General features: G+C 67.9%; 15 protein-coding genes. 4 read left to right on the top strand and 11 right to left on the bottom strand.

Translation table 11 applies throughout. The features are described 5' to 3' along the window. Positions 1-168: 168 nt before the first annotated feature. The gene (gene hrpA / locus JN531_RS06760) at positions 169-4,008 is read right to left on the bottom strand and encodes an ATP-dependent RNA helicase HrpA (protein ID WP_228348098.1); all 3,840 of its coding nucleotides are present in this window, start codon (positions 4,006-4,008) and stop codon (positions 169-171) included. A 142-nt stretch (positions 4,009-4,150) separates the two neighbouring features. Here hrpA and JN531_RS06755 point away from each other — a divergent pair, with 142 nt between their 5' ends. Together JN531_RS06755 and JN531_RS06750 are read left to right on the top strand one after the other, a co-directional pair. Continuing rightward, entirely contained in the window at positions 4,151-5,506 is a 1,356-nt protein-coding gene (locus JN531_RS06755; RefSeq protein ID WP_228348097.1) for a WS/DGAT/MGAT family O-acyltransferase, read from the top strand. A gap of 95 nt (positions 5,507-5,601) precedes the next feature. Next, positions 5,602-6,912 (top strand): OmpP1/FadL family transporter, encoded by a 1,311-nt coding sequence (locus JN531_RS06750; protein ID WP_228348096.1) that lies wholly within the window; start codon positions 5,602-5,604, stop codon positions 6,910-6,912. 3 nt (positions 6,913-6,915) lie between these two features. Here the strand turns inward: JN531_RS06750 and JN531_RS06745 are convergent, their stop codons facing one another. The 3 genes from JN531_RS06745 to JN531_RS06735 all read right to left on the bottom strand — a co-directional run bounded on the left by JN531_RS06745 (position 6,916) and on the right by JN531_RS06735 (position 9,924). Then, positions 6,916-7,527, bottom strand: coding sequence for a DUF480 domain-containing protein (locus JN531_RS06745; RefSeq protein ID WP_228348095.1), 612 nt, complete (start codon positions 7,525-7,527; stop codon positions 6,916-6,918). Continuing rightward, positions 7,524-8,615 (bottom strand): transaldolase, encoded by a 1,092-nt coding sequence (gene tal, locus JN531_RS06740; RefSeq protein WP_228348094.1) that lies wholly within the window; start codon positions 8,613-8,615, stop codon positions 7,524-7,526. The genes JN531_RS06745 and tal overlap by 4 nt, the downstream gene beginning before the upstream one ends. Positions 8,616-8,706: 91 nt before the next feature. Next, a complete protein-coding gene (locus JN531_RS06735) occupies positions 8,707-9,924 on the bottom strand; it encodes an iron-containing alcohol dehydrogenase (RefSeq protein WP_228348093.1) in 1,218 nt (405 codons plus the stop codon). Between the two features lie 158 nt (positions 9,925-10,082). Here JN531_RS06735 and JN531_RS06730 point away from each other — a divergent pair, with 158 nt between their 5' ends. Together JN531_RS06730 and JN531_RS06725 are read left to right on the top strand one after the other, a co-directional pair. After that, positions 10,083-11,300, top strand: coding sequence for an iron-containing alcohol dehydrogenase (locus JN531_RS06730; protein WP_228348092.1), 1,218 nt, complete (start codon positions 10,083-10,085; stop codon positions 11,298-11,300). 58 nt (positions 11,301-11,358) lie between these two features. Beyond that, entirely contained in the window at positions 11,359-11,628 is a 270-nt protein-coding gene (locus JN531_RS06725) for a hypothetical protein (RefSeq protein WP_228348091.1), read from the top strand. Positions 11,629-11,633: 5 nt separating this feature from the next. Here JN531_RS06725 and JN531_RS06720 read toward each other — a convergent pair whose 3' ends face one another. The 7 genes from JN531_RS06720 to JN531_RS06690 all read right to left on the bottom strand — a co-directional run bounded on the left by JN531_RS06720 (position 11,634) and on the right by JN531_RS06690 (position 24,613). Further along, complete coding sequence (locus JN531_RS06720; protein ID WP_228348090.1) at positions 11,634-13,064, bottom strand: sensor histidine kinase; 1,431 nt, start codon at positions 13,062-13,064, stop codon at positions 11,634-11,636. Next, entirely contained in the window at positions 13,061-14,368 is a 1,308-nt protein-coding gene (locus JN531_RS06715; protein ID WP_228348089.1) for a response regulator, read from the bottom strand. The genes JN531_RS06720 and JN531_RS06715 overlap by 4 nt, the downstream gene beginning before the upstream one ends. Before the next feature lie 92 nt (positions 14,369-14,460). Continuing rightward, entirely contained in the window at positions 14,461-16,953 is a 2,493-nt protein-coding gene (locus tag JN531_RS06710) for a hypothetical protein (protein WP_228348088.1), read from the bottom strand. Between the two features lie 331 nt (positions 16,954-17,284). Next, the gene (locus JN531_RS06705) at positions 17,285-17,722 is read right to left on the bottom strand and encodes a hypothetical protein (RefSeq protein ID WP_228348087.1); all 438 of its coding nucleotides are present in this window, start codon (positions 17,720-17,722) and stop codon (positions 17,285-17,287) included. A gap of 20 nt (positions 17,723-17,742) precedes the next feature. Next, entirely contained in the window at positions 17,743-19,377 is a 1,635-nt protein-coding gene (locus JN531_RS06700; protein WP_228348086.1) for a type II and III secretion system protein, read from the bottom strand. After that, complete coding sequence (locus JN531_RS06695) at positions 19,374-21,020, bottom strand: hypothetical protein (protein WP_228348085.1); 1,647 nt, start codon at positions 21,018-21,020, stop codon at positions 19,374-19,376. Before JN531_RS06695 ends, JN531_RS06700 begins: the two co-directional genes overlap by 4 nt. 143 nt (positions 21,021-21,163) lie before the next feature. Continuing rightward, positions 21,164-24,613 (bottom strand): pyruvate carboxylase, encoded by a 3,450-nt coding sequence (locus JN531_RS06690; protein ID WP_228348084.1) that lies wholly within the window; start codon positions 24,611-24,613, stop codon positions 21,164-21,166. Positions 24,614-24,740 lie beyond the last annotated feature (127 nt).

Raw genomic sequence — 24,740 nt, 5'->3', positions numbered from 1 at the left:
CGCGGCGATCTCATCCCGGCGGCACTCCCATTGCCACGAGATTGCCGCGCCGCCGTTGGCGGCTCGCAATGACACAAGGGCGGCGGGGCTCGCAATGACAGGCGGGCCTCGGCGGCGCGCCTTCACAACGGGCCGCGGGGCTCGCAACGGCCATGACCGACTGACACCCTACCCCAGTGCGGCGATGATCTTCTCGGGGGTCGGCGAGCCCTGCGCCCGCAGCGCCTGGGCGAAGGCGGCGATGCGCCATTCCTCGATCAGCCAGTGGGCGGGATGGAACGGCGCCGGCAGCCGCGTCTGCCATGGCGTCAACTGGGCCGTCAGTTCGATGTCACGCTGCGGCTTGTGCGGCAGCCGGTCGAGCCGAACTTCAATACCCTTGAGATACACCGGCACCCGCAGCCAGATGTCTTCCGGCAACCGCTCGATGAAGCCGGGGGCCAGCAGGGCGTCGAGCTGGGCATCGATATCGGCCACGGCGTGGTCCTGCATCGCCAGTGGGCCGCGCAGGGTGCGGCGCAGTTCAGCCGCTTTCTGCATCCAGCTCACCACATCGCCCAGCAGGTCCAGCGCGTAGCGGCTGAACTGGCCGCGTTTTTCCAGCGCCGACTGCCAGCCCTCACGGTCGCGCGGCAGCGGGTCCAGCAGGATGTCGTCGGCCGCGCGGCGAACCAGGCTTTCGGCGAGGTCATCGCTGCCGTAGGGGCGCCCCACCAACAGCGTGCCGAAGCGGGCGCGGGCGGTCTTGCGCAGGTCACGACGGCGGTCGCCGCACTGGGCCAGCAACAGCGCGCGCACCCCGGCGATATGGGCGTCCTCGGCGGCGGCTACGCTCTCGAACAGGCGCAGGTGCACCGCTTCGCCGTCGGCCACCAGCGCCGGATGCGCCTGCGCACCATTGGGCAGTTGCAACTGCGCCGGCAGGGCTTCGAAATCCCAGCTGTCGAGGGCATCGCGGGTCCAGGCGCGCACGCTGTCATCCTCGGCCGCCACCTGTTGCAGCGCCGCCCGGGCCGGGGCCCGATGGCGCTGCTGCAGCCCGGCCAGGCTGCCGGCCTCGCCGAGCAGGCGGCGGCGTTCATCTTCCAACAGCAGCCGCGGCCGGAGATGCGGTGGCAGGCGTGCCGGCTCGAAGTGCTCGGGGCCGAGTTCAAGTCCGGTCATCCGCTGCAATTCGCGGCAGAGCACCGGGATCACCGGGCCATCGTCGGGCCCGGCCGCTTCCAGCACCGCCCGCGCAAACTCCGCGGCCGGCGTGCAGTAGCGGCGCAGCTTCTGCGGCAGCGTGCGGATCAGGGCTTCCATCAGCGCGGGCTGCAGCCCGGGCACCAACCAGTCGAAGCGCTCGGCCGGCAGACTGAACAGCTGTGACTGCGGAATATGGAAACTGACGCCGTCGGCATCCTCGCTGGGGTCGTGGGTGTAGCTGAGCCGCAGCGGTACGCCGGCAACATCGAGCTGATCAGGGAACAACTGGCCGACGTCGGTGGTGGCCCCGGGCCGCAGCACATCGGCCTCCCCCATGCGCAGGTTGGCGCCGGCGGTTTTCAGCCAGCGCATCAGACCGGCGCAGGTGCACACCTCCGCTGGCACACGCTGGTCGTAGAAGGCAAAGAGGGCGTCGTCGTCGGCCAGCAGGTCGGGCCGACGCAATCGCGCTTCCTTCTCGCGGATGGTGTCGATCAGCGCCAGGTTGGCCTGCAGCACCTTGGGCTTGCGCGGCCACTGCCCGCCCACCAGCGCTTCGCGGATGAAGAGCGACCGCGCCTCTTCCGGGTGGGCCGAGCCGTGGTGTCGCTGGCGACGGGCCAGCGGCAGGCCGAACAGGCTGACGTGTTCGGTGCTGGTGACTTCGCCGCGTGCCGGGTTCCATTCAGGATGCTGCAGGGTGCGCTTGAGCAGATGGGCGCCGACGCGCTCCAGCCAGGCGGGGTCCACTGCGGCATTGGTGCGGGCGAACAGCCGCGAGGTCTGCACCAGCTGCGCGCTCATCACCCATTGCGGCACCTTCTTCGCCAGCGTGGAGGCGGGAAAGATGACGAACTTGCGGCCGCGCGGCCCCTGGAATTCGGGCGCCTCCGGCCGCTTGAGACCGATGTGGTCAATCAGGCCGGCCAGCAGCGCCTGGTGCAACACCGGGCTGAGCCGCTCGAGGTCCTCGGGGTTGATCGGCAGCCAGGGCGCACGGCGGTCATCGCCATCGCCGCGCAGCAGGTCGGCCACCTGCTGGTAGACCTGCCCCCATTCGGTCATCCGCAGATAGTTGACGTAGCGCGCCTTGCACCACTTGCGCTGCTGCCGCTGGTTGAGCCCGGCGGCCTCGGCCTGCCAGCGCTGCCACAGCTGCAGCAGGGTCAGGAAATCGGATTTCGGATGTCGCCACTGCGCGTGCTGCTGGCGTGCCTGGGTCTGCTGGTCGGGGGGCACTTCATGCGGGTCCTGCACTGACAACGCAGCAGCCAACACCCACACCGCCTGCGGCACCGGGGTATCGCGGCCGGCCAGGGCGATTCGGGCGATGCGCGGGTCCAGCGGCAAGCGGGCAATGGCACGTCCCTGCGGCGTCAGTCGGTGGTCATCATCCAGCGCCCCCAGGGTCTGCAGCAGTCGGTTGGCATCGCTGATATTGCGCGAGTCCGGCGGGTCGACCCAGGGGAAACGCTCGACATCGCCGAGCCCCAGCGCGGTCATCTGCAGGATCACCCCAGCCAGGTTGGCACGCAGGATCTCGGGGTCGGTGAACAACGGTCGGCCGAGGAAATCGGCTTCTTCATACAGGCGAATACAGATGCCCGGCCCGACCCGACCACAGCGGCCGGCCCGCTGGTTGGCGGCGGACTGGGCCACCGGCTCCACATGCAGTTGCTGCACCCCCAGGCGGGTGGAAAAGCGGCTGATGCGGGCGGTGCCCAGATCCACCACGTAGCGGATGCCCGGCACGGTGATGGAGGTTTCGGCGACGTTGGTCGACAGCACGATGCGCGGCGCGCCACCACGGGCAAACACGCGGTCCTGCTGCGCCGCCGGCAGCCGCGAGTACAGCGGCAGCACCTCGGCGCGGGGGAAGCGGCCGGGCAGGCTGCGGGCGAGGTCGTTGATCTCCCGCTCGCCGGGCAGGAACACCAGCACGTCGCCGCGCGGGCCACCCTGCCAGCATTCATCCACCGCGTCGGCCACCGTGGCATCGAGATCGCCATCGGGATCGGGTGGGCGGTAGCGCGTCTCCACCGGATAGGTGCGGCCTTCCACCTGCAGAATGGGGCAGCCGCCGAAATGCCGCGACAGCCGCTCCGGGTCCAGCGTGGCGGAGGTGATGATGAGCTTGAGGTCCGGCCGCTGTGGCAGCAGTTGCCGTAGCCAGCCCAGCAGGAAATCGATGTTGAGGCTGCGCTCGTGGGCCTCGTCGATGATGATGGTGTCGTAGGCCAGCAGCTGTCGGTCGCGCTGCAGCTCGGCCAGCAGAATGCCGTCGGTCATCAGCTTGACCAGGGTGGTGTCGCCCACCCGCCGGTCGAAACGGGTCTCGAAGCCCACCAGTTGGCCCAGTGGCTGCTTCAGCTCCTCGGCGATGCGATGGGCCACGCTGCGCGCCGCCAACCGCCGCGGCTGGGTGTGGCCAATCAGCCCGCGGCGCCCGCGCCCCAGTTCCAGGCACAACTTTGGCAGCTGGGTGGTCTTGCCGGAGCCGGTTTCGCCACACAGCACGATGACCTGGTGCGCGTTGATGGCGGCGAGAATGTCGTCCTTCGCCTGCACCACCGGCAGCTCGGCGGGGTAGTCGATGACCGCCGGGCGCTGCCGCTGGCTTCGCTCGGCCGCCGCCAACGCGCGACTGACATCCTGCTCGAACCGGGCAATATCCAGCCCGCGACCGTCCAGCATCCGTGCCAGCCGGGTGGCGTCGCGCGTCAGCAGCTGCTCGCGCACCGCGACAAACGCCTGACGCAGGGCGTCCGGCGGTGGCGCGCGATTCGGTTTCGGCTTGCGACGGGTCGGGTGTGCGCTCAAAAGGCGGCGGTACGGCGAGGCGGCCGCATAGTGTAGTAGCAGCGCCCGCCGCGGAGGTCCACCATAGAGCCGGCGTCGCCCCTGGCGCCCATGACAAGGCCCTCGCCACGGCAGCGGAGGGCGCACACGACGGAGACTGCGGATGAAACCCCTGAGCCCCACCGACCAGCTGTTCCTGCTGTTGGAAAAGCCGCACCAGGCGATGCATGTGGGCGGCCTGCAGCTGCTGACTCCGCCGCCGGATGCGGGCCCCGACTTCGTCCAGGTGGTGGCGGAGCGGCTGCGCCAGGCGGTGGCCGCCGAGCCGCCGTTCCAGCAGCGACTGGTGAAACGCTTCGGCCTCTGGCATTGGGACGAGGACCGGCAGTTTGATGTCGAGCACCACTTCCGCGTGCGCGCGCTGCCGTCGCCCGGCCGCATTCGCGAGTTGCTGGCGCTGGTGTCGCAACTGCACGCCGCGCACCTGGACCGCGCCCGGCCGTTGTGGGAGTTCTATCTGATCGAGGGCGTCGAGTGCGGTCGCATTGCCATCTACGCCAAGATGCACCACGCCATGGTCGACGGCGTGGCGGCGATGCGGATGACCCATCGTTCGCTCTCGCCCGACCCCGAAGATCGCGAAATGCCGGCGATCTGGGCCATGCCGCGACGTCGTCGCACCGCCCGCGAGGCTGCGGCGCCCGAGGGGCTCACCGGGCTGCTGGGCGCGCTCGGCGCCCAATTGGGTTCGGTGCCCAAGGTGACGCTGGAACTGGGCCGACTGCTGCGTGACAGCCGCCGCAACCCCGATGCCATCACCGCCTATCAGGCGCCGCGCTGCATCCTCAACCAGCCGATCACCGGCGCCCGCCGCTTCGCCGCGCAGTCCTGGGACCTCGCCCGCATCCGCGCCGTTGGCAAGGCACTGGGCGCCACCGTCAATGACGTGGTGCTGGCGATGTGTGCCAGTGCCCTGCGCCGCTATCTGGCCGAGCTCGATGCACTGCCCGACGCGCCCCTGATCAGCATGATCCCGATGAGCCTGCGACAGGACGACAGCGACGGCGGCAACCAGGTCGGCGTGATTCTCGCCAGCCTCGCCACTGACCGCGAGGACCCCGCTGCCCGGCTGGCCGCCATCAAGGCCTCGGTGCGTGAGGCCAAGGCCCGCTACGCCCGCATGAACCCCACCGAGATCCTCAACTACACCGCCACCCTGCTGGCCCCGGCCGGGCTCAACCTGATGACCGGCGTCGCCCCGCGCTGGCAGTCGTTCAACGTGGTGATCTCCAACGTGCCGGGCCCGCGGGAGCCGCTGTACTGGAACGGCGCGCGGCTGGAAGGCCTGTACCCGGTGTCCATCGTCTGCGACGGGCAGGCGCTCAACATCACCCTCACCAGCGTCGGCGACCACCTCGAGTTCGGGCTGATCGCCTGTCGTCGCACGCTGCCGCACATGCAGCGGCTGCTCACCTATCTGGAGGACGGGCTGGCCGATCTGGAAATGCTGGTGCAGTAAGCGCCACCCCATCCCCGCCCTACTCAAAAGAGGGGCGGCAGACCCCGCGGTTCCGCCTACTCTGTAATAGAACGACCGTTCAACATGGAGCCAGGATGTCCCGCCACGATGTGATTCCCCGCCTTCTGCTGTGCTGCGGCTTGCTGCTACCAGCGCTGGCGAGCGCCACCAACGGCTACTTCCCGCACGGCTGGGGTGGACGCAGCAGCGCGCTCGGTGGCGCCGGGGTCGCCCTCGACGGTGATGCGATGCTGACCGCCACCAACCCTGCCGCGCTGGCGGGTATCGCCGGGAATGAACTGCAGTTGGGGGTGTCGCTGATCCGCGCCTGGCCCGGCTATTCCGCCGGCACCTTCACGCCACCGGCAACGCCACTGCCACCGGGCGCCTTCCCCTTGCGACCCGGCCGCTTCGAAGCCGCCGCCGACACCCCTGGCAGCCTGTTCGTGATCCCCCAGGGCGCCGTCGCCTGGCGCATTGACCCGCACAGCGCGGCGGGCCTCGCGGTCTATGCCAACGGCGGTCTCAACGCCACCTACGACGATTTCGACAACCCCGCCTGCCCGGCCGGTACCGCGCAAACCGGCACGTACTGCGGGGGCCGCGCCGCCAGTGATCTCGGACAGGTGTTCTTCGCGCCCAGCTACGCCCGTCAGCTACACGAGCGGCTGCGGCTCGGCGCGAGCCTCATCCTGGCGCTGCAGTGGTTCGATATCGAGGGCCTGAGCGCCTTCGCCCCGCTGTCGTCACGACCTGACCGGCTGAGTGACAACGGCCACGAATTTTCCGTGGGATACGGGCTCAAACTGGGGCTGCAGGTCGATGTCACCGATACCCTCGTCCTGGCCCTTGCCGGCCAGACCCGCATCGAAACCACCCCGCTCAAAAAATACGAAGGCTTGATCGCCGATGGCGGACGCTTTGACATCCCGCCCTACGTCACGGCCGGCCTGGCCTGGCAAGCGCATCCGCGACTGACCGCGGTTGTCGACATCCAGCACATCCGATTCCGGGCCATTCCGGCCCTCGGCAACCGCGTCCAGTCCGCCGCCCCTCTGGGCACCCGCGACGGCCCCGGATTCGGCTGGACCAACGTCACCGTGCACAAGGTCGGCGCCGAGTTCATCGCCTCGCCGAAATGGACCCTGCGCGCCGGCTACTCGAACAACCGCGACCCGATCCAGAGCGACCAGCTGTTCTTCAACCTGCTGGCGGGCAGCGTCGCGCAAGAACACTACACCGCCGGCCTCAGTCACCGGTTAACCGCTGACAGCCACCTCAATTTCGCCGCCATGTACGCACCCCGACGGGTCCGCCGCGGCACCAACGCCTTCTTCCCCGACCAGTCGATGGAGGTCGAACTTGAAGGGTTGATCCTGGATGTGTCGTGGCAGCGGCGGTTTTGAGCCTCAGACCCCCAACTGCGCCTCCAGCGCCGCCAGGCGCGCTTCCAGCGCGGCGACCCGGGCTTCCAGTTCGTTGCGTTCGGCGCGCGGCATGGCGGGCGCCGACACGGTGGCCGGCACCTCGGGCTCGCCGCACAGGCGATGCGCCCAGCGGGTGGCGGCCTGGCCGGGTTGGCGGGGCAGCTCGGTGACCAGCGGCTCGGCGCGGTCGGCCAGATCATCCAGTGCTGCCTGCACGCCGGCGGCATCTTCGGGGCCGCCGATGTAGGCGGCATTGCCCCGCAGTTCGGCTGCCGTCTGCGGGCCTCGCAGCATCAGGGTCACCAGCACGGCCTGCACCTCGCGCTTGAGCAGCATCTGGTGCTGGAACTGCTGCCGCCATTTGGTGGCGCGGGCGCTGTCGTCGCGCTTGACCCAGTTCATCACCTCGAAGTCGCGCAGGGCACCGCCCACCTCGCCTTCGCTCAGCTGCAGGTGCGGCTGCCGCTGGCTCTTCTGGTTGCAGGCGGCCATCAGGCTATTGGTGGTGAGCGGGTAATAGTCCGGCGTGCTGATGGACTTCTCGACCAGGGCGGCGATGACGCGGGCCTGGACCGGGGTGAGGGTCGGGTTCATTCGGCGGTGGTGAGCTGATCGCGTTTGGTGACAACGGCAGCCAGCAGTTGGTCGAAGGCGCTGGCGAATTGGGCGATGCCGTCCTCGCACAGGGCGGCGGTGATGGCGTCGAGATCGAGCCCGGCGGCGGCGGCGGCATCGAGCTGCACCTGGGCGGCCGGCAGATCGGCGTCGAGCGTGCGCGCGGGGGTGCCATGGTCACGGAAGGCATCCAGCGTCGCCGGCGGTACGGTGTTGACGGTGTCCGGGCCGATCAGCTGATCCATGTAGAGGGTGTCGGGATAGGCGGGGTTCTTGGTGCCGGTGCTGGCCCACAGCAGCCGTTGGGGGCGCGCCCCCTTGGCCGCTAGCGCCCGCCATTCGGGCGTTTCGAGCAGGGCCAGGTAATCGGCATAGGCCGCGCGGGCGTTGGCGATGGCGACGGTCCCCTGCAGTGCGGCCGGCAGTTTCGGGTCGGCGGCACCATCTATACGGCTGACGAAGAAGCTGGCGACGCTCGCCACCCGTGAGGGCTCGCCGCCGCCGGCCACCCACTGCGTCAGGCCCTCCAGCCAGGCGCGGGCGATGTCGCGGTAGGCCTGGCGGGCAAACAGCAGGGTGATGTTGATGGACAAGCCGCGCGCCAACAGCTTGGGCAGGGCGATCACGCCGGCCGGCGTGCCGGGCACCTTCACCATCAGGTTGGGGCGGTCCACCGCGGTCCAGAGGCGCAGCGCTTCGGCAACCGTGCCCTCGGCATCGTGGGCCAGCCGTGGCGATACTTCGAGGCTGACAAAACCGTCGGCACCCCCGCTTTGATCGTAGAGCGGACGGAAGTGATCGGCCGCCGAGCGGATGTCGGCGATGGCGAGGTGTTCGTACAACGCTTCCGGATCCTGCTCCCCGGCCTGCACCGCAGTTTGCAGATCGTCGTCATAAAGCGCGGTACCACCAATCGCCTTCTCGAAAATCGATGGGTTGGAGGTCAGCCCGCGCACGCCGTCCTCACGGATCAGCCGGTCGAGCTCGCCGCTGCTCATCAGGTCGCGGCGGATGTAGTCGAGCCAGACGGACTGGCCGTGGTCGTGCAGCTGTTGCAGTCGGTTCATGGGGCACTCGTGTCGCGGTACCGGGTGCGGGGCATCCGCTCCGCGACGACATGGAGGGTTCGCCCGAGGATACCGCAGGCGGGCCGCCCGCTCAGGCGGCGACCAGCATCTTGCGGACCACCCCTTCACAGGCCGCGCGATCCATGTAGCGGGGCACTGCGTAGGTCCAGTGCGCTTCCTCCAGGGCGGCGGTGACGATGCCGGGAATGTCGGCCGCCTTCAGTTTCTCCACCTGGGTCGGGATGTTGAACTGCTGGTTCATCTCGCGGATGCGCGCGATGAAACGGTCCGCGAGCTGTTCGTCCGTCTCGTTGCCCTGCTTGAGCCCACCGGCCGCCGCCAGCGCCGCGAGGCGGGCAGTGCAGTTGGGCTTGGAGTAGTCGAGTACGTGCGGCATGACGATGGCGTTGGCCAGCCCGTGTGGCACGTGATACCGGGCACCGAAGTTGTGGGCAATGGCATGCACGTAACCGACACCGGCCCTGGTGAAGGCAAGCCCGGCGAGGTAGGACGCCTGCGCCATGTGCTGGCGGGCCTCCAGATTGGTGCCGTCGGCGAAGGCCACCGGCAGCCATTTGAAGATCAGTCGGGTGGCCTCCAGCGCGTCGGCGTCCGTGCTGCCGATGGCGTTGTTGGAGATATAGGCCTCGACCGCATGGGTCAATGCGTCCATCCCGGTGGCAGCGGTGATGGGCGCCGGCAGACCGGTCATCAGCGCGCCGTCGAGCGCCGCCATGTCCGGCAGCAGGCGCGGGGTCATGATCGCCAGCTTGCGCTGTGCGTCGGGGTCGGAGACCACTGCAGCGATGGTGACTTCCGAACCGGTACCGGCGGTGGTGGGCACGGCATACAAGGGCAGGATCTTCCGCCACACCTTGAACAACCCGGCCATCTTGAGAATCGGCTTGTTGTTGGTGGCGCGGGCGGCGATCACCTTGGCGGCGTCGATCGAGGACCCGCCACCCACGGCCAGAATGGCGCCTGCGCCGGAGGCCTTGAGCTTGGCCACCCCGGCTTCGATCTGGGCCACGGTGGGGTCGGGCAGCACGCCATCGTAGATCGCGGTGGCTACGCCCAAGCTGCCCAGTTTGTCCTGCATGGGGGCGACCAGCCCCAGTTTCACCAGCATGGCATCGGTGACGATGAGCACACTCTTGACGCCACTGGCGGCAATCGCCTCACACATCTGCAGTGACGCGCCGGGGCCGGAGAACATCTTCGGCGCCGGGAAGGGAATCACGTAGGACCCGATTTTCAGGAACCACATGAGCACACGGAAGAACGCAACCTGAAGGGCAAACGGAATCATGGCGGGCCTCGATACGGGCGAAGGGCGGCGCCCCCGGCGCCGTCATGGGGCTTGAATCATAGCCATTGCCAGCCGACAGGGCACGGTCTGCGGTTTGCGGCGGCTGCGCCGACCCGTGATGATGCCGGCTCGCACGCCCCGCATCGGAAAGGTAATCCATGTTGTTCTATCTGCAAGTCTTTTTCTTCCGCAGCCTGATGACATTGCAGCGCTGGGCGGCACGCATCATCCGCTTCCCCGAGCCACACCTGTTTACCGGAGACGATGCCTCGGGTGCGCTCTGCGACGCGATCGCCGGCAGCGGTGCCCGACACGTCCTGATCGTCACCGATGCCATGCTGGTGAAGCTGGGGCTGGTGGCGCCGATGATCGACCGGCTGCGCGCCGGCGGCGTCGCATCCACCTGCTATGACGGCGTGCTGCCGGACCCGGCCATCGATCAGGTGGAGGCGGGACTGGCCCAGCTCAAGGCTGCTGGCTGCGACGCGGTGCTGGCGGTCGGCGGCGGGTCGTCGATCGACGCCGCCAAGGTGATCGCCGCCCGCGCCACCAACCACAAGCCAGTGCGCCGTATGGTCGGGCTGTTTCGCGTGTTCCGACGACCGTTGCCGTTGTACGCCGTCCCCACCACCGCCGGTACCGGTTCGGAGGTCACCATCGGCGCCGTGATCTCCGACCCCGAAGCGCAGCGTAAATGTGTGGTGATGGACCCCAAGCTGGTGCCGCTGATGGCCGCCCTCGATGGCGGGTTGATGACGGGTCTGCCCGCCGCGGTGACAGCCGCCACCGGCATGGATGCACTGACCCATGCCATCGAGGCTTACCTGTCGCGCAATGCCACCGCCGAGACCGACCGGGATGCCCTGTCCGCCGTCGCCACGGTGTTCATTCATCTGCCGCGCGTGATGCATGACGGCGCCCTGCTCGAATCCCGTCAGGCGCTGGCCGTCGCCTCCTATCGCGCGGGGCGCGCCATCACCAACGCGGGTGTCGGCTTCGTCCATGCCATTGCCCACAACTTCGGCGCTCGCTATCACCTGCCGCACGGGCGCGCCAACGCCATGGTGCTGCCGTTCTGGCTGGAAACCATCCGGGACGACTGCGAACCCCGACTGGCCGCCCTCGCCCGGGCGGCCGATCTTGGCGTGGCCGGCGATAGCGAGGCCTCGCTGGCGACCGCGCTGATTGCCGCGATCCGCGACCTCAACCAGCGCTTCGAGATCCCGGCACAGGTCGATGCCCTGAAGGCCGCCGACATTCCCGCAATCGCCCGCGCTGCTCGCGAGGAAGCCCACTGGACCTACGCGGTCCCCCGCTATCTGCGACAGGCCGACTGCGAGCAACTGCTGGGCCGCATGTTGCCCGCCGCCGCCTGAGGGAACCTGCGACAATAGCGGCGTGCCCACTCGGCACCTGCAATCGCGAGGTCACGCCATGCGCCTGTCCATCCTCTCCGGTGTTCTGCTGTTCGGCTTCTGCAGCATTGCACTGGCCGCCGACACTCTGGAACGCAAGGGCATCGGCCATGCCCAGCCCGGCGAAAAACTGATGCTCAACGCCGAGGGCCAGACCTTCAAGCCCGGCACCGTCATCACCGTCACCGACACCCGTGACGACACCGGCGGCGCCCCCGGCCAACGCACGGTGAAGGTGCTGCAGATGCTCGGTGGCAACAAGTCGGTGATGGTCGAGGTGCTGGAGTAGCCGCGTTACGAAACCGGTAGCAGCAATGTCATGCGCATGCCCGGTGACAGCCGCTCGAACCCCAGCTGTGCGCCAATCTGCAGCGCACGCTGGCGCTGGTTGATCAGGCCGTAGTGCCCGGCGCCTGCCGGACGTGCAGGGTCGAACCCGCAGCCATCATCTTCGACCTGGATCTGTAAACGGCCCGAACGCATGGCATCGCCGAGCACGGCCGCCCGTATCCGCAGACATCGGGCATCGGCGTGCCGCAGGCTGTTGACGCAGGCCTCCTGGAGAATGCGCAGGGTCTGCAGCAACAGGCTGGGGCCGAGCGCGAAACTGTCCGGCACCCCTGAAAGATCCACCTCCAACTGCACGCCACGATCCTCGGCGGTGTCCTGCAAACGCCCCCGCAAATCCCCGAGCCCACTGCGCAGGGAGGCACCCCCCGGGGTCAACGAGCTGAGAATCAGCCGCAGGTCATCCAGCGCCGATTGCAGGGCACGCGCCACCGGGGTGTCGGCGGCGCCTTCGTTGATCAGCCGCGACAGGGTGAGCACCAGGGTGCCGCCCAACCCGTCGTGCATGTCGCGAAACAGCCGCTCGCGCTCGCTGGCGATGGCGCTCGCCTGTTCGGCCTCGCGAAGTCGGGTGTAACTGGCGGCGATTTCCGCCTCGCGCTCGGCAACCCGCAGTTCCAGCGTGTCGGCCCAACGCTCCGCCTCCCCCAGGGCCTGGCCGAAACGCTGCAGCAACCAGGCTGTGACCACCACCACCGCCAGGGGCGCCATCAGCAGAAACCACGATGGCGTAAACCAGAGGCTGCCGTCCGGTACCTGGGCAAACTCCCAGAGCACCGTCGCCCCCATGCTGTGCGCTGTCAGCTGCATGACGAAGGACAGGGCGGTCGGCCGTTGCAAATGCTCGACCACGTAGATCAGCAGGTTGAGGGTGAACCCGTAGGCCACCAGCAGGCCGTACAGCCACACGGCGACGACCGGCAGCGCCTGCGGCCACAGCCCGGCAGTTGTGGCCGCCACCAGCGTGAGCACGACGACGAACAGGAACAGGGCGGTCTCGAAACCTGGCCAGTCGCGCGCAAACAGATGTTTGCCGAGAATTACCGACGACGCGATGTACGCCCCCAGTGCGCCCAACGACCATACCGGTACCCAGGTTTCGGAGAGGTGACCAGGGTCAATCACCCGCGGCAGGCTGTAGAGGCAACCCCAGAAGCAGGACATCGCCAGCCAGAAGAAGGCGCCTTCGCTCCGGCGTCCCCACCAGATGCCGGCCGCCACCAGTCCGATCACGCTGGTCGGCACCACCAGGCCCAGCAACAGGGCGGTGCGATCCAGCGGCAGGGTGGGCGCGACCAGACGCAGCCCGAGGAGCAAGAGCCCGGCACCGGCCAACGGTCCCACCCACTGCCAGAACTGTTCGGCGCCGCGCCTCATGGTGGGGCGCCAGCGTCTGGCGGGCGCTGTGCCACGGCGGCGAGCCGCCCGTAAATGTCACGGATCTGGCGTCGGATATCGTCGACGCTCTGCCCGGTGCGCTGGGCAATCTCGGGTTCGGTGTAGCCCTGGGCGACCCATTGCAGGATGTCGGATTCGCGGGTGGATGCAAAAGGCCGTGCCGCCGGCTGCGCCGTGGGTCTCTGCAGGAGGAAACGGGCGACGGCCGGGCTGATCGGCGAACCGCCCTGGCAGAGGGTGCGAATGCTCCGGGCGACGCCGGATGCCGTGGTGTCCTTCAGCAGATAGGCCACCGCGCCGGCTTCGATGGCCTCGACCACATGGCGCTCGTCACCGAAAACGGTGATGACCATGAACAGTGTCTGTGGCCGCATGCCCCGGAGCTGCCGAATGAGGTCGGTGCCACTGCCATCCGGCAGGCCCAGATCAACCAGCACCACGTCGGCATCGATCTCCACCAGGGCGGCCAGCGCCGCCGCACAGCTACCCACCGCGCCGACCAGCTCGAGATCGGCTGCGGCCGTCACCGCCGATGCCAGCCGGGCGCGGGTGTCCTCCTGATCTTCGATCAGAAACACCCGCGCCAGACGCCCGGCCGCCCCTGCGGGGTGTGCGGTGGTACCGACCCCTGACGTCGGCAGACATTCGAGCTCCAGGTAGAAGGGCGCCTGCTCGGCATTGCAGTCGAGTACCCGATGGCGTTCACCATCGCCCTGGAACGGGGCCTTCCAGCGCCCTGTCAGATCGATGCTGTCGCGCAGCGCGCGGAGCGCCTCCGGGGAGTCCGCGAAGCAATACAGCCGCTGCTCGCCGGTATCCACCTGCGCGGCCAACCACAGGGCAGCGTTGCCCTCAATGCTTCGCAATAGCCGCCATCGCGGCCGAAGTGGCGGCGCCTCGCCTGCCGAAGGCGATCGCGCCACCCCGCCCTCGACGCGGGTGACCGGGGCGACCAGGCGGTATCCATAGCCGTGCACGGTACGAATCAGGGTCTGGTCGCCGTCGTCCAGGGCTCTGCGCAACTTGGCGACGCAGCGCGGCAGCACCGATTCACTCACCACCCGCCCGGGCCACAGGTGAGCATGCAGGGCCGCCTTGTCCAGGACTTCGCCGGGATGCCGCAACAACAGTCGCAGCAATTCCAGCGGCAGACGCTCCACGGCCACCGGCCGGCCGTTCACGGTCAGTTCCAGCGTCCGATCGTTGAACTCGGCCGCGCCGACCACCCAGCGGCCTGCGTCCGCCGCCGAGCCGGCATGGCCCGTGTCCGCATCGCTCCCCATCACCGTGTACTGCCTCAGGCCGACCCCGTCCGCTGACCATAGCCGAGCGGTCGGGACGCCACAACCGCGAAATGCGCGCCACCAACACCGGCTCAAGGCACTGAAGCGCCGGTTATCGGCTGCAGTGTCAGGGTGGCCGCGTCATCGAACGAAAACGCCGAGGTCACCCCGCCCTGAGAAGGCGCCGTTGCCGCGAGCGCGCCACATTCCAGCACCATCGCATACCGCCCCGGCTCCAGGGTGCCCTGTTCACTGCCGATGCTGTCGTTTGCCGACCGCAGGTAGCGGGCGAGACCCACACTCGGGCTCGATGGGTTGAAGAGCGTGAGTCGGAACTGACTTCCGTAATAACTTTCATCGGCGCCCGGCAGATCGTCGCCCTCCGGAATCAGTGCAACCGCGTTGAATCGCCCTTCGGAGAACTCACGCGGAGGGAAAATCTCGGGCGGGACGATTTGATAGGACATGGTGGTGTTGTCGGGGACCTCGAACGTCACGAAGTGCGCTGTGTCGCTTTCGGCTGTTCCGCCGCCGATATCCCCACTCTGGCTACTGACATTGCAGCGCTGGGTGATGGTGGTCCGTCCGGTCGACGACTCGGTCGCCACCTCGGTGCCGGCCCGAGCGCGAGCAAATACCGGTCCGCTGAACTGCAACTCATCAACGACTTCTTCGGCGACGGGGGCCTGGCCGGCATCCGACTGAAGGAATTTGATGCGCTGATCCTGGGTCCGGTCAAAACATGTGTCGTCATCGCAGTCGACAACGAAGACAAAGGTCTCAGCGTGTGTCCGTCGGATCAGCGTGCTCGACGCCTGCGCCGGTCCGAGCTCCAGCGCCAAAAGATCAACCGGCGCCAGACTCGTCCTGACGAAAGCAAAGAAGCTGTCCGTGCGCCCGGCTTCGGTGGCAACCAGATCGAACTGGAAGCGCGTCTGCCCGGGCACGGCCGCTTGTCGTCCGACGATCACCGCGTTGGTATCCGACCGTCGCTCGATGATCTGAATTTCCCCGATGTTGTCGATCCCCAGAAAGCGAATCTTGTCGGGGTCCAGCGTGACGGTGAGGGTGACCGGATCGCCCGCCTGAAAATCGGACCGGTCGGCTTGAAGAGCCCCCACCGGGGAGTCTGCGAGCGTTGTTTCCACCGACAGGCCGTCCTCTCCCAGCGAGGACAAACCGAGGACCTTGAGGACCGACGAAATCTCCTTGCCGGGCTTGATGCCGGCGGCCAGCTTCAAGTCGTAGCTGGCCTTGAAATCGGCCGCCAGAATCTGCGAGATCGGCAGGGCGAACTTGCCCGACAGCTTCGCCCCGAGCTTGGCCTCCAAGGCCGAAAAGCGGATCGACTTCAGGAACCGGTTGCCAATGGCGGCCTCAGCGTAGCCGAACAGCTCCAGCGAGGGCTCCAGCCGCAGGTCATCCAACCCCGGCGCATTGAAGGTGGTCTGGCTCTGGACGTCGAACGTGCCGAACTCGGTGAGCGGGTCACAGGCGCCGAAGCTGCAGACAAAGCCGGCCGCCAGTGTGTTGCTCACGGTGGTCTGCAGCCGGAACGAGGCCTGCGCCACCGTCAGTTTGCCGCCCAGCTCGAAGCCGACCCCCACCGGTACGACGCCCCCGATGATCAACGAGATCGGGCCGCCCACCGGAACCGGGATCAGTATCAGCTCGAACTTGCAGCTGACCTTGCCATCCAGCACCAGCGTGAGCTGTGGCTCGGCATCGAGCTGGAACCGCGGCGCGGCACCGACCACGAAGCGCTCCAGCCCACGGCCGCGGGTGTAGACGACCTGTAGCGACGGCCGAATGTCGATATCGAAATCCAGCGGCCGGGCAAAGGTGATGGGGGGGCTCTCGCCCTGAAAGGTCGCACTCTCGACGCTGCAGTTGTTCTGGATCACCCGCGTCCCGACCGGGACAGCGACCTTGGCGACGCGGCCTTCCGGCTGCTCCTGCGGCCGCGACACGAACCGGTAGCGGGTGCCGTCGCGGGTGATGTCGAAGTCCTCCGCGATCTCCTGCGGGAACACCGGCGCCACTTCCCCGAGATCAAAGGTCTGGTTGATCTCGAGCTCGGGAAACAGTTCGTCCGCCGCCGCCAGCGCCAGGGTGACGCGCACGCCCGCTGCGACCACTTCGGTGTTCACCACGCGCCCGGCCAGCGGCACCGAGCCTGTCCCGACCATGAGGCTGTCCAATGGCGGCGGCGCGATGCCGCTGATGACCACGCTGTAGGTGTTGTCGAAGTCCGGCGCGGCATCCGGGACATCGGCCTGCGGACCCGCGACCACCTGGGCATCGTCAATCAACAGCGTACTGGCCGGCATCTCGGTGACCACGGCCAACAGCGGCGGCGACCGGACCTCCCCGACCTGAGCCACGATCTGGCTGGATCCACTCGCGCTGACCGCGCGGGCCACGCCGTTTTCATCGACGGCGATATCCACGGGGTCGGTGGCGGACCAGTCGAAAGTTGTTGCTACGGCCTGGCCAGCGGCATCGAACGCGCGCGCCGTGAGCTGGCGTGTCTGACCCTGAGCGCTGAACAGCAGCCCGGTTTGCGCAATCTCGACCCGGGCCACCGGCCCCGGAGTCGGACTTGGACTTGGACTTGGACTTGGGCTTGGGCTTGGGCTCGGGCTCGGGCTCGGGCTCGGGCTCGGGCTCGGGCTCGGGCTCGGGCTCGGGCTCGGGCTTGGACTCGGGCTTGGACTCGGGCTGGGTGACGGCGAGACCGTCGGTGTCGGCGCCGTCGTCGGAGTCGGTGAGGGCGTCCCCGTTGGGCTTGGGCTGGGTGTTGGCGAGGGTGCGCCGCCGCCCCCCGAGCAAGCGGCCAGGGTCAGCAACAGCCCGGTCAGTGCCAGCGCGCGGGCGCCACGTAGGAAAGTCACCGTCATGGTCCTGTTCTGCACCTCAGTGGGTTCCGATCTTGCTGCCCTTGACGGCGCTGCTGCCGGACCCGCGGACGTTCATCCGGCCGGTGGCGACGAGGTCGACGTCGGTGCCGGCCAGCGAAACCTCGCCGGATTTCTTCATCTGCAGGCGCGCCCGGTTGCCGGCGGCAAATGCCAATTCGTCTCGCGACGCCGCCGTCAGCCGCCTGGCGTGCAGCTGGATGTCAGCCACTGCATCGAGCCGCGCCACCCCGCCCTCGAGGTGCAGACTGGCCCCCGGCCCGCGTAACTCGACCCCGGCTGGCGTCACCACCACGCTCCGCTCAAGCGCTGCCAGACGTGCCTCGAGCACCGCCAGCGACTTGCCATCGGACGCACCGAGGTCGGCGGCCAGTCCCAGCACGGCGCCGGTGAGCATCAGGGCGACGGCGCGCAACGGTTTCGAGGGGGTGTTCATGGAGGGCTCCGAATTCAGGGTTACTGCCAGGCCAGCATCAGCGCCTCGGTGACATCGGCGCGCTGCGCGCCGGCATCGGTGACCCGCAACCGCAAGTCACCGGCCTCGGGCTTGCGCAACCAGTGAATCCGCTGAACCCGCTCGGTGATCGCCTGAAGGTCGGCGCTCGGCTCGATGCGCTGTTGCCAGGTGTCGAGCAATCGTTGTGCGGCGGCTGCACGCCGCGCCGGGTTTTCGGGTGTCTGCAGGTTGAGCGGGGCCTTGGGGGTGACCAGGATCAGCAATGACTCCTGGCGGCGCGCATCGCTGCGACGGCTGGTGAACCAGTCGACCAACGGAATACGCCCGATCCACGGAACCCGCGAGAAGGTGCGATCGGACACCTGTTCGGACAGGGCACTGAGCACCAGTGTTTCGCCGAAGCGGATATCGGCGGTGGCGCTGACCCGCTGCCGAAACGTGGTCAGCGACCGCTCGAAGGTGCCGATCTGGTCCTGCGACAGGAAGGAGCGCTCGGCAGTCACCTGGAACGTCACCTGGTCGGCGCTGATGCGTTCCGGCAATACCCGAAGCTCAACGCCGACATCAATGGGCTGAAGCGTGCCGAGGTTGACGCCGCTGACCTCCACGTTGAGCGTTCGACCGGCAAAGAACGAGGATTCGCGATCCAGGTGTGCGGTGATCGAGGGGCGCGCGACCACGCTGTAGGTCTGCCCGGCGTCGTTGAACAGGTTGAGGCTGTAGTCGAGCCGCGGCGAGGAGATCTCCGAGGTGATGGTTCGGGCGCTGCCGCGACCGAAGCTGTCGGCGGTCTGTACCAGGGTGTTGGAATAGCCGTAGAGCACCCGCAGCCCGTCAAACAGGTTGACGCCGCGATTCTCCTGGGTGAGCTGGGAGTTGAGCAGCAGCGTCACCTCGACCACCACCTGCGAGGCGGCGTCGATTGACCCCGGCTCGGCTGTGGGCGCCAGCGCGGGGTCGTCGTCTGCCCAGGCGGACGACAATGCGCCGTACTCGGCCACCCGCCGCAGCACGAAAGCACCGCTGGCGGCATCGGTGTGCGCGGCGGCGGCGCGCTCGGCCACGGTCTGCGCGCTGTGGTCGCCCGCTGCCGCCAGGGCAAAAGCCTGCAGGCGCAGGACGTCGACGCGATCAGGCGCCAACGCGACGGCGCGTGCCGCCGCCAGGGTCAACAGCGGCAGGTCCTGACGGTAGTAGGAGGCCACGCCGAGGCCGTAGAAGGCCTCCCAACGCGCCGGCTGGTCCAGCACCGCCTCGGCGAAGCGGCGTTGCGCTTCGGCATGGTCCTGCTGCTCCAGCGCGATCACCCCCAGCTTCAATAGGGACGCGTAATGCCCGGGCGCAAAGCGCAAGGTGCTTTCGTAGCCGACGGCAGCCTGTTCGAGCCCGCTACGATCGCCAGCCAGCGCCTGTTCCTCCAGCGCCAGGGCATGCAGGAACTGGAGCGGCCCGTTTCGCAGGTCCCGCTGCAGCAGCCGTGCCAACGGCGCCTCGGCGTCGGACCAGCGCTGCGCGGTAACGGCCTGCGCCACCAGGCGCCGGTCGTGGTCCGCCGCCCCGTCGACGCTTAGGTCACCCCGTGTTGCGCAGCCGGTCAGGGCCAGCGCCAGCAACATCACGTGCAAGCGCGTCATGGTCGTGCTCGCCGGATACGCCAGGAGATCCCTTCGTTGCCACCGGTGGCACGATCTCGCCAGGTGAAGCTGAGCATTCCTTCTGAGGTCACGCCCAACTCACGAGCCTCGGTTGCTTCGTCGCACGCTTCCGGACGTGCACCGCCGGGGGTTCCGAAGCTGAATTCGATACGCTGACGCTCGCGCCGATGAATCTGCAGTCCGAGATCACAGTGTTCCGGTGTGCCGGTCGGGAACACGGCAAGGATCTCGACCGTCAGACCAGCGGCCTCGTTGGGGACGAGGTCGAAGCCGGTGAATGTCAACCGCTTCCGGATCGGTAGCGATGTCACGCTGTTGCCGTCACCTGAGGGCGAAAGCCCTTCAGGCGTCGACGTGAACCGGTAGGCCGGCACCACCGTCACCGGTACCTTGTGGCAGACCGGCTTGCTGCGCGGCGCTTGCACACAGATCGGCCCGGTGACGGCGTTGGCGGGGATATGCAGGATCAGCTGCTGGTCGTCGCGGGACTCCACGCGTTTGATCTCGACATCACCGATTTGCCACTTGAGGGCATCTCCGCCACCGGCCGGATCGAGATTGCGCCCCTTGACCGCGACCCGGTTGCGATTGCGCAGTGCCAGCGGTTGCGCCAGGTCATCGATCTGACCGAAAACGTAGGGCACTGCGTGTCCCCCGAATGTTTCCAATGAGGCGACGGCATCGATGATCGGCGGCGGGGGTCGTGCCGGTACGGGGGTTGGCGCTGCACTCGCTCTGAGCCGGGCATCGGAGGTCACGGTCAACGCCGGGCGGTCGGGGATCCCGACGACCTCGAGGGTCCCACGATCAAGGAAGTCGTTCTGCGCCGAGAACGGCGTCGGTTTGTACGCCGAGAGGGCATAGGTCACCGCCTGATCGCTGGCGGTGATCGGCGCTTCGCCCAGGAGCAACCGGCCGACCCCATTGCCCGCGGCACTGCGGACCTGTACCCGAACTTCCGTCCGCAGATCGCCGTGTGGATCCTCCAGTCGCTGCATGACCAGCCCGCTAAGACACTCGCCCCGCAGCGTCATCGTCTGACCGGGGGCAAATGGGCGGTAGCCGTCGACCCCGGGACGAATTGCGCTGTAGCCGATGGCCGACGGCTCCAGCGCACTGATGCGCGGACGATCACAAACAGCGAAGGCATCGCTGAGCGCCGTGGCGCCGCCGGCCTGCCGGGCCGTCAACGACGCTGACAGTGATCCGGTGATGGCGTCCGGGCGAAGGTCGAACTCGACACGCGCGCCACTGCCACCGGGACGCGGCGCCAGTTGCAGACTGCGGCTGCCGAGGCGCAACTCGACCCGCAGCGCCCGCGGGTCGAGCTCGCGGCCTTCGACGAACAGGCGGTCGCCGGTCAAGCCATGCGAAGGCCTGACGCGCGTTCCGCGTGCCCCCACCACCCCCCAGCGCGTCACGTTGGGCCCTTCCAGGGTCAGCGCCGCGCGCGGCTTCATCTCCTGTGCCGGGATCTCGCGAATGCCGGTGGTCTTCGAGGTGGCACTCTTGGGCCCAGCAAACGCTTTGTCCCCTGACTTGACGGCATCGGCGGCGGCAACCGCCCCGGTCAACAGAACGAGCCCGACCCATCCCCAGCGAACCGCGACCTGCTTACCCATGTCATCTCCCCCGGAAGGCCCGCTCGCGACATACCGAGGGGCGTTGCCGGATGCTGACGTGCGGGGGGCGGGAGGTCCTGACCGGGAGTTGACGTTTTCCTGACTTTTACATGACGTCGACAGCCGCCGGTTGTCTCAGGGTTTCAAGGTTTCAGGGTGACCAGCAGATCATGGGCGTTGACCACCGCCCCGCGTGACACCAGCACCTGGTCGATGACCGCCTCGCGGTCGGCGCGAATCTGGGTTTCCATCTTCATTGCCTCGATCGCCAGCAGCGGGTCACCCTTCTTCACCCGCTGCCCGGCCTTCACGGCCACCAGCGAGATCATGCCCGGCATGGGCGCGCCAATCTGGTTCGGATTGCCATCCTCCGCGCGCGGTCGTGCTGCCACCGGCTTGGCGCCGGCCTTCGGCACCTTCACCGTACGGGGCTGGCCGTTGAGTTCGAAGAACAGTTTGACCGCCCCCTCCTCGGGCAGCTCGGTGGTGCCCTGTAGCTTGATCAGCAGGGTCTTGCCGGGCTCCAGTTCCACCGACACCTCATCCCCCTCGGCCAGGCCATAGAAGAAGGCCGGCGTCGGCAGCACCGACACATCGCCGAAATGACTGCGATGTTCGGCATAGTCGCGGAACACCTTGGGGTACATCAGGTACGACGCCAGGTCGGTATCGCTGACCTTGCGGCCAGCGGCCTTCTCGGCCGCGGCGCGAGCGCTGGCCATGTCCACCGGCGGCAGGCTCGCACCCGGCCGTTCGGTGAGCGGCGACGCGCCGTTGAGCACCTTGGCCTGCAGGGCAGCGGGAAAGCCGTCCGACGGAAAGCCGAGTTCACCGCGGAACAGCGAAATCACCGATTCGGGGAAGGCAACGTCGCGCTCGGGGTCCAGCACGTCAGCGGCCGTAAGGTCGTTGGCAATCATGAACAGCGCCATGTCTCCGACCACCTTGGAGGTGGGCGTGACCTTGACGATGTCACCGAACAGTTGATTGACCGCCGCGTAGGCCCGCGACACCTCGGGCCAGCGGGCTTCCAGTCCCAGACCACGGGCCTGTTCGCGCAGATTGGTGTACTGGCCACCGGGCATCTCGTGGCGGTAGACGTCGGCGGTGCCGGCACGGATGTCGGCCTCGAACGGCTGGTAGTAGCGGCGCACGCCTTCCCAGTAGGTGGACATCGCCTGCATCGCCTCGAACGACACGCCGGGGTCGCGCGGACCGCCCGCCAGCGCGGCGGCGATGGCGCCGAGGTTGGGCTGCGAGGTGAGGCCCGACATGGCATCCAGCGCACCATCGACGGCATCGACGCCGGCGTCGATGGCGGCGAGCACGCTGGCGGCGCTGATACCGCTGGTATCGTGGGTGTGGAAATGGATGGGCAGGCCGACCTCCTGCCGCAGTGCAGTGACCAGGGCATGCGCGGCGCGGGGGCGGCAAACGCCCGCCATGTCCTTGATGCCGATGATGTGGGCGCCGGCCTTCTCCAGCTGGCGGGCCATGTCGACGTAGTACTTGAGGTTGTACTTGGGCCGCGATTCGTCGAACAGGTCGCCGGTGTAGCAGATGGCCGCTTCGCACAGCGCGCCGCTGTCGCGCACCGCGTCCATTGCCACCCGCATGTTATCGACGCTGTTGAGCGAATCGAACACACGGAACAGGTCGATGCCGTTGGTGGCCGCTTCGCGCACGAATGCCTGCACCACGTTGTCGGGATAGTTGGTGTAGCCCACCGCATTGGAGGCGCGCAACAGCATCTGGAACAGGATGTTGGGAACTGCGGTACGCAGCTGTGCCAGCCGCGCCCATGGGTCTTCCTTGAGGAAGCGCAGGGCCACATCGAAAGTGGCGCCGCCCCAGCACTCCAGCGACAGCAGCTGTGGTAGCAGACGGGCGTAGTCGGGCGCCACCGCCAGCATGTCGTGGCTGCGCATGCGGGTGGCAAACAGCGACTGGTGGGCATCGCGCAGGGTGGTGTCGGTGAGAAGGACCTGCGGTTGCTCGCGCATCCACACCGCAAACTTTTCCGGCCCCAGTTCCCGCAACCGGTCGCGACTGCCAGACGGCGGTGCCTGGGTGCGATCGGAGACCGGCCGCACGGGCGGCGCCAGCGGCAGCGCCGGTGCGGTGCGGCCCTTCATCTCGGGGTTGCCATTGACCACCACCTCACCGATGAAGCGCAGCAGTCGGGTGGCGCGATCCCGTCGTTTGCTGAAGGCAAACAGCTCCGGCGTGGTATCGATGAACCGCGTGATACAGGTGCCGTCGACGAACTGCGGGTGGTTGATGACGTTCTCGAGAAACTGCAGGTTGCTCGACAGGCCGCGGATGCGGAACTCGCGCAGCGCGCGGTCCATCCGCTGGATGGCATCCAGCCGCTGGGCGCCCCAGGTGGTGACCTTGACCAGCAACGAATCGTAGTAGGGCGTGATCACGGCGCCGGAGTAGGCGGTGCCGGCATCCAGCCGCACGCCGAAACCGGCGGCGCTGCGGTAGACCCCGAGGCGGCCATAGTCCGGTGTGAAGTTGTTCTCCGGATCTTCAGTGGTGACCCGGCACTGCAGGGCGTGACCGCGCAGGCTGATGTCGGCCTGGGCCGGCACCCCGCAAGCTTCGGTGCCAATACGCTGACCTTCGGTGACCCGGATCTGCGCACGCACGATGTCGATGCCGGTCACCTGTTCGGTCACCGTGTGCTCGACCTGGATGCGCGGGTTGACCTCGATGAAATAGAAGGCGCCGGTGTCGGCATCCATCAGGAACTCGACGGTGCCGGCGTGGGTGTAGTTCACCGCCCGCCCGAGCTTGAGCGCGGCATCACAGAGGGCACTGCGGGTGGCGGCATCGAGATACGGCGCCGGCGCCTGCTCCACCACCTTCTGGTTGCGACGCTGTACCGAGCAGTCACGCTCGAACAGGTGAACGAGGTTGCCGTGGGTGTCGCCGAGAATCTGCACCTCGACATGGCGCGCATTGCGCACCAGCTTTTCCAGATACACCTCGTCGTTGCCGAAGGCCGACTTGGCCTCGCGCCGCGCCACCTCCAGCTGCCCGGCGAGATCGTCTTCGGTCTCGATCACCCGCATGCCACGGCCACCACCGCCCCAGCTGGCCTTCAGCATCAGTGGATAGCCGACCTCGGCTGCCCGCGCCTGAACCTCGGCAAGATCACGCGGCAGTGGCTGGGTGGCCGGCATCACCGGCACCCCCGCCTGCTCGGCCACATTGCGCGCCGCCACCTTGTTGCCGAGCGTGCGCATCACCTCGGGACGCGGGCCGATGAAGCGAATGCCGGCGCGGTCGCAGGCGTCAGCGAAATCGGGGTTCTCCGACAGAAAGCCGTAGCCGGGATGAATGGCATCGGCACCGGACTGCTTGGCGACCCGCAGGATATCGTCGATATCCAGGTAGGCCGCAATCGGCTGCTTGCCGGCACCCACACGATAGCTTTCATCCGCCTTGAAGCGGTGCAGGGCGTAGCGATCCTCGTTGGCATAGATCGCCACCGTACGGATACCCAGTTCAGCGGCAGCGCGCATCACGCGGATGGCGATCTCGGAGCGGTTGGCAACCAAGAGCTTGCGAATGGGACGGTTCATGCACGGTCCTCGATTGTGAGCGGGAGAGGGGATCACGCCGACGATACCCCGAAAGGGCAGGCCCGACACCCTGCCAATGCGACATGCAAAAAGAATGCAGGCCACGATAACGGCCGAGTTCGCAAGC

The sequence above is a fragment of the Flagellatimonas centrodinii genome, assembly GCF_016918765.2.
Classification (GTDB): Bacteria; Pseudomonadota; Gammaproteobacteria; order Nevskiales; family Nevskiaceae; genus Polycyclovorans; species Polycyclovorans centrodinii.
Note: the sequence above shows the minus strand (reverse complement) of the source record. Positions and strands in the feature narration are given on the sequence as shown.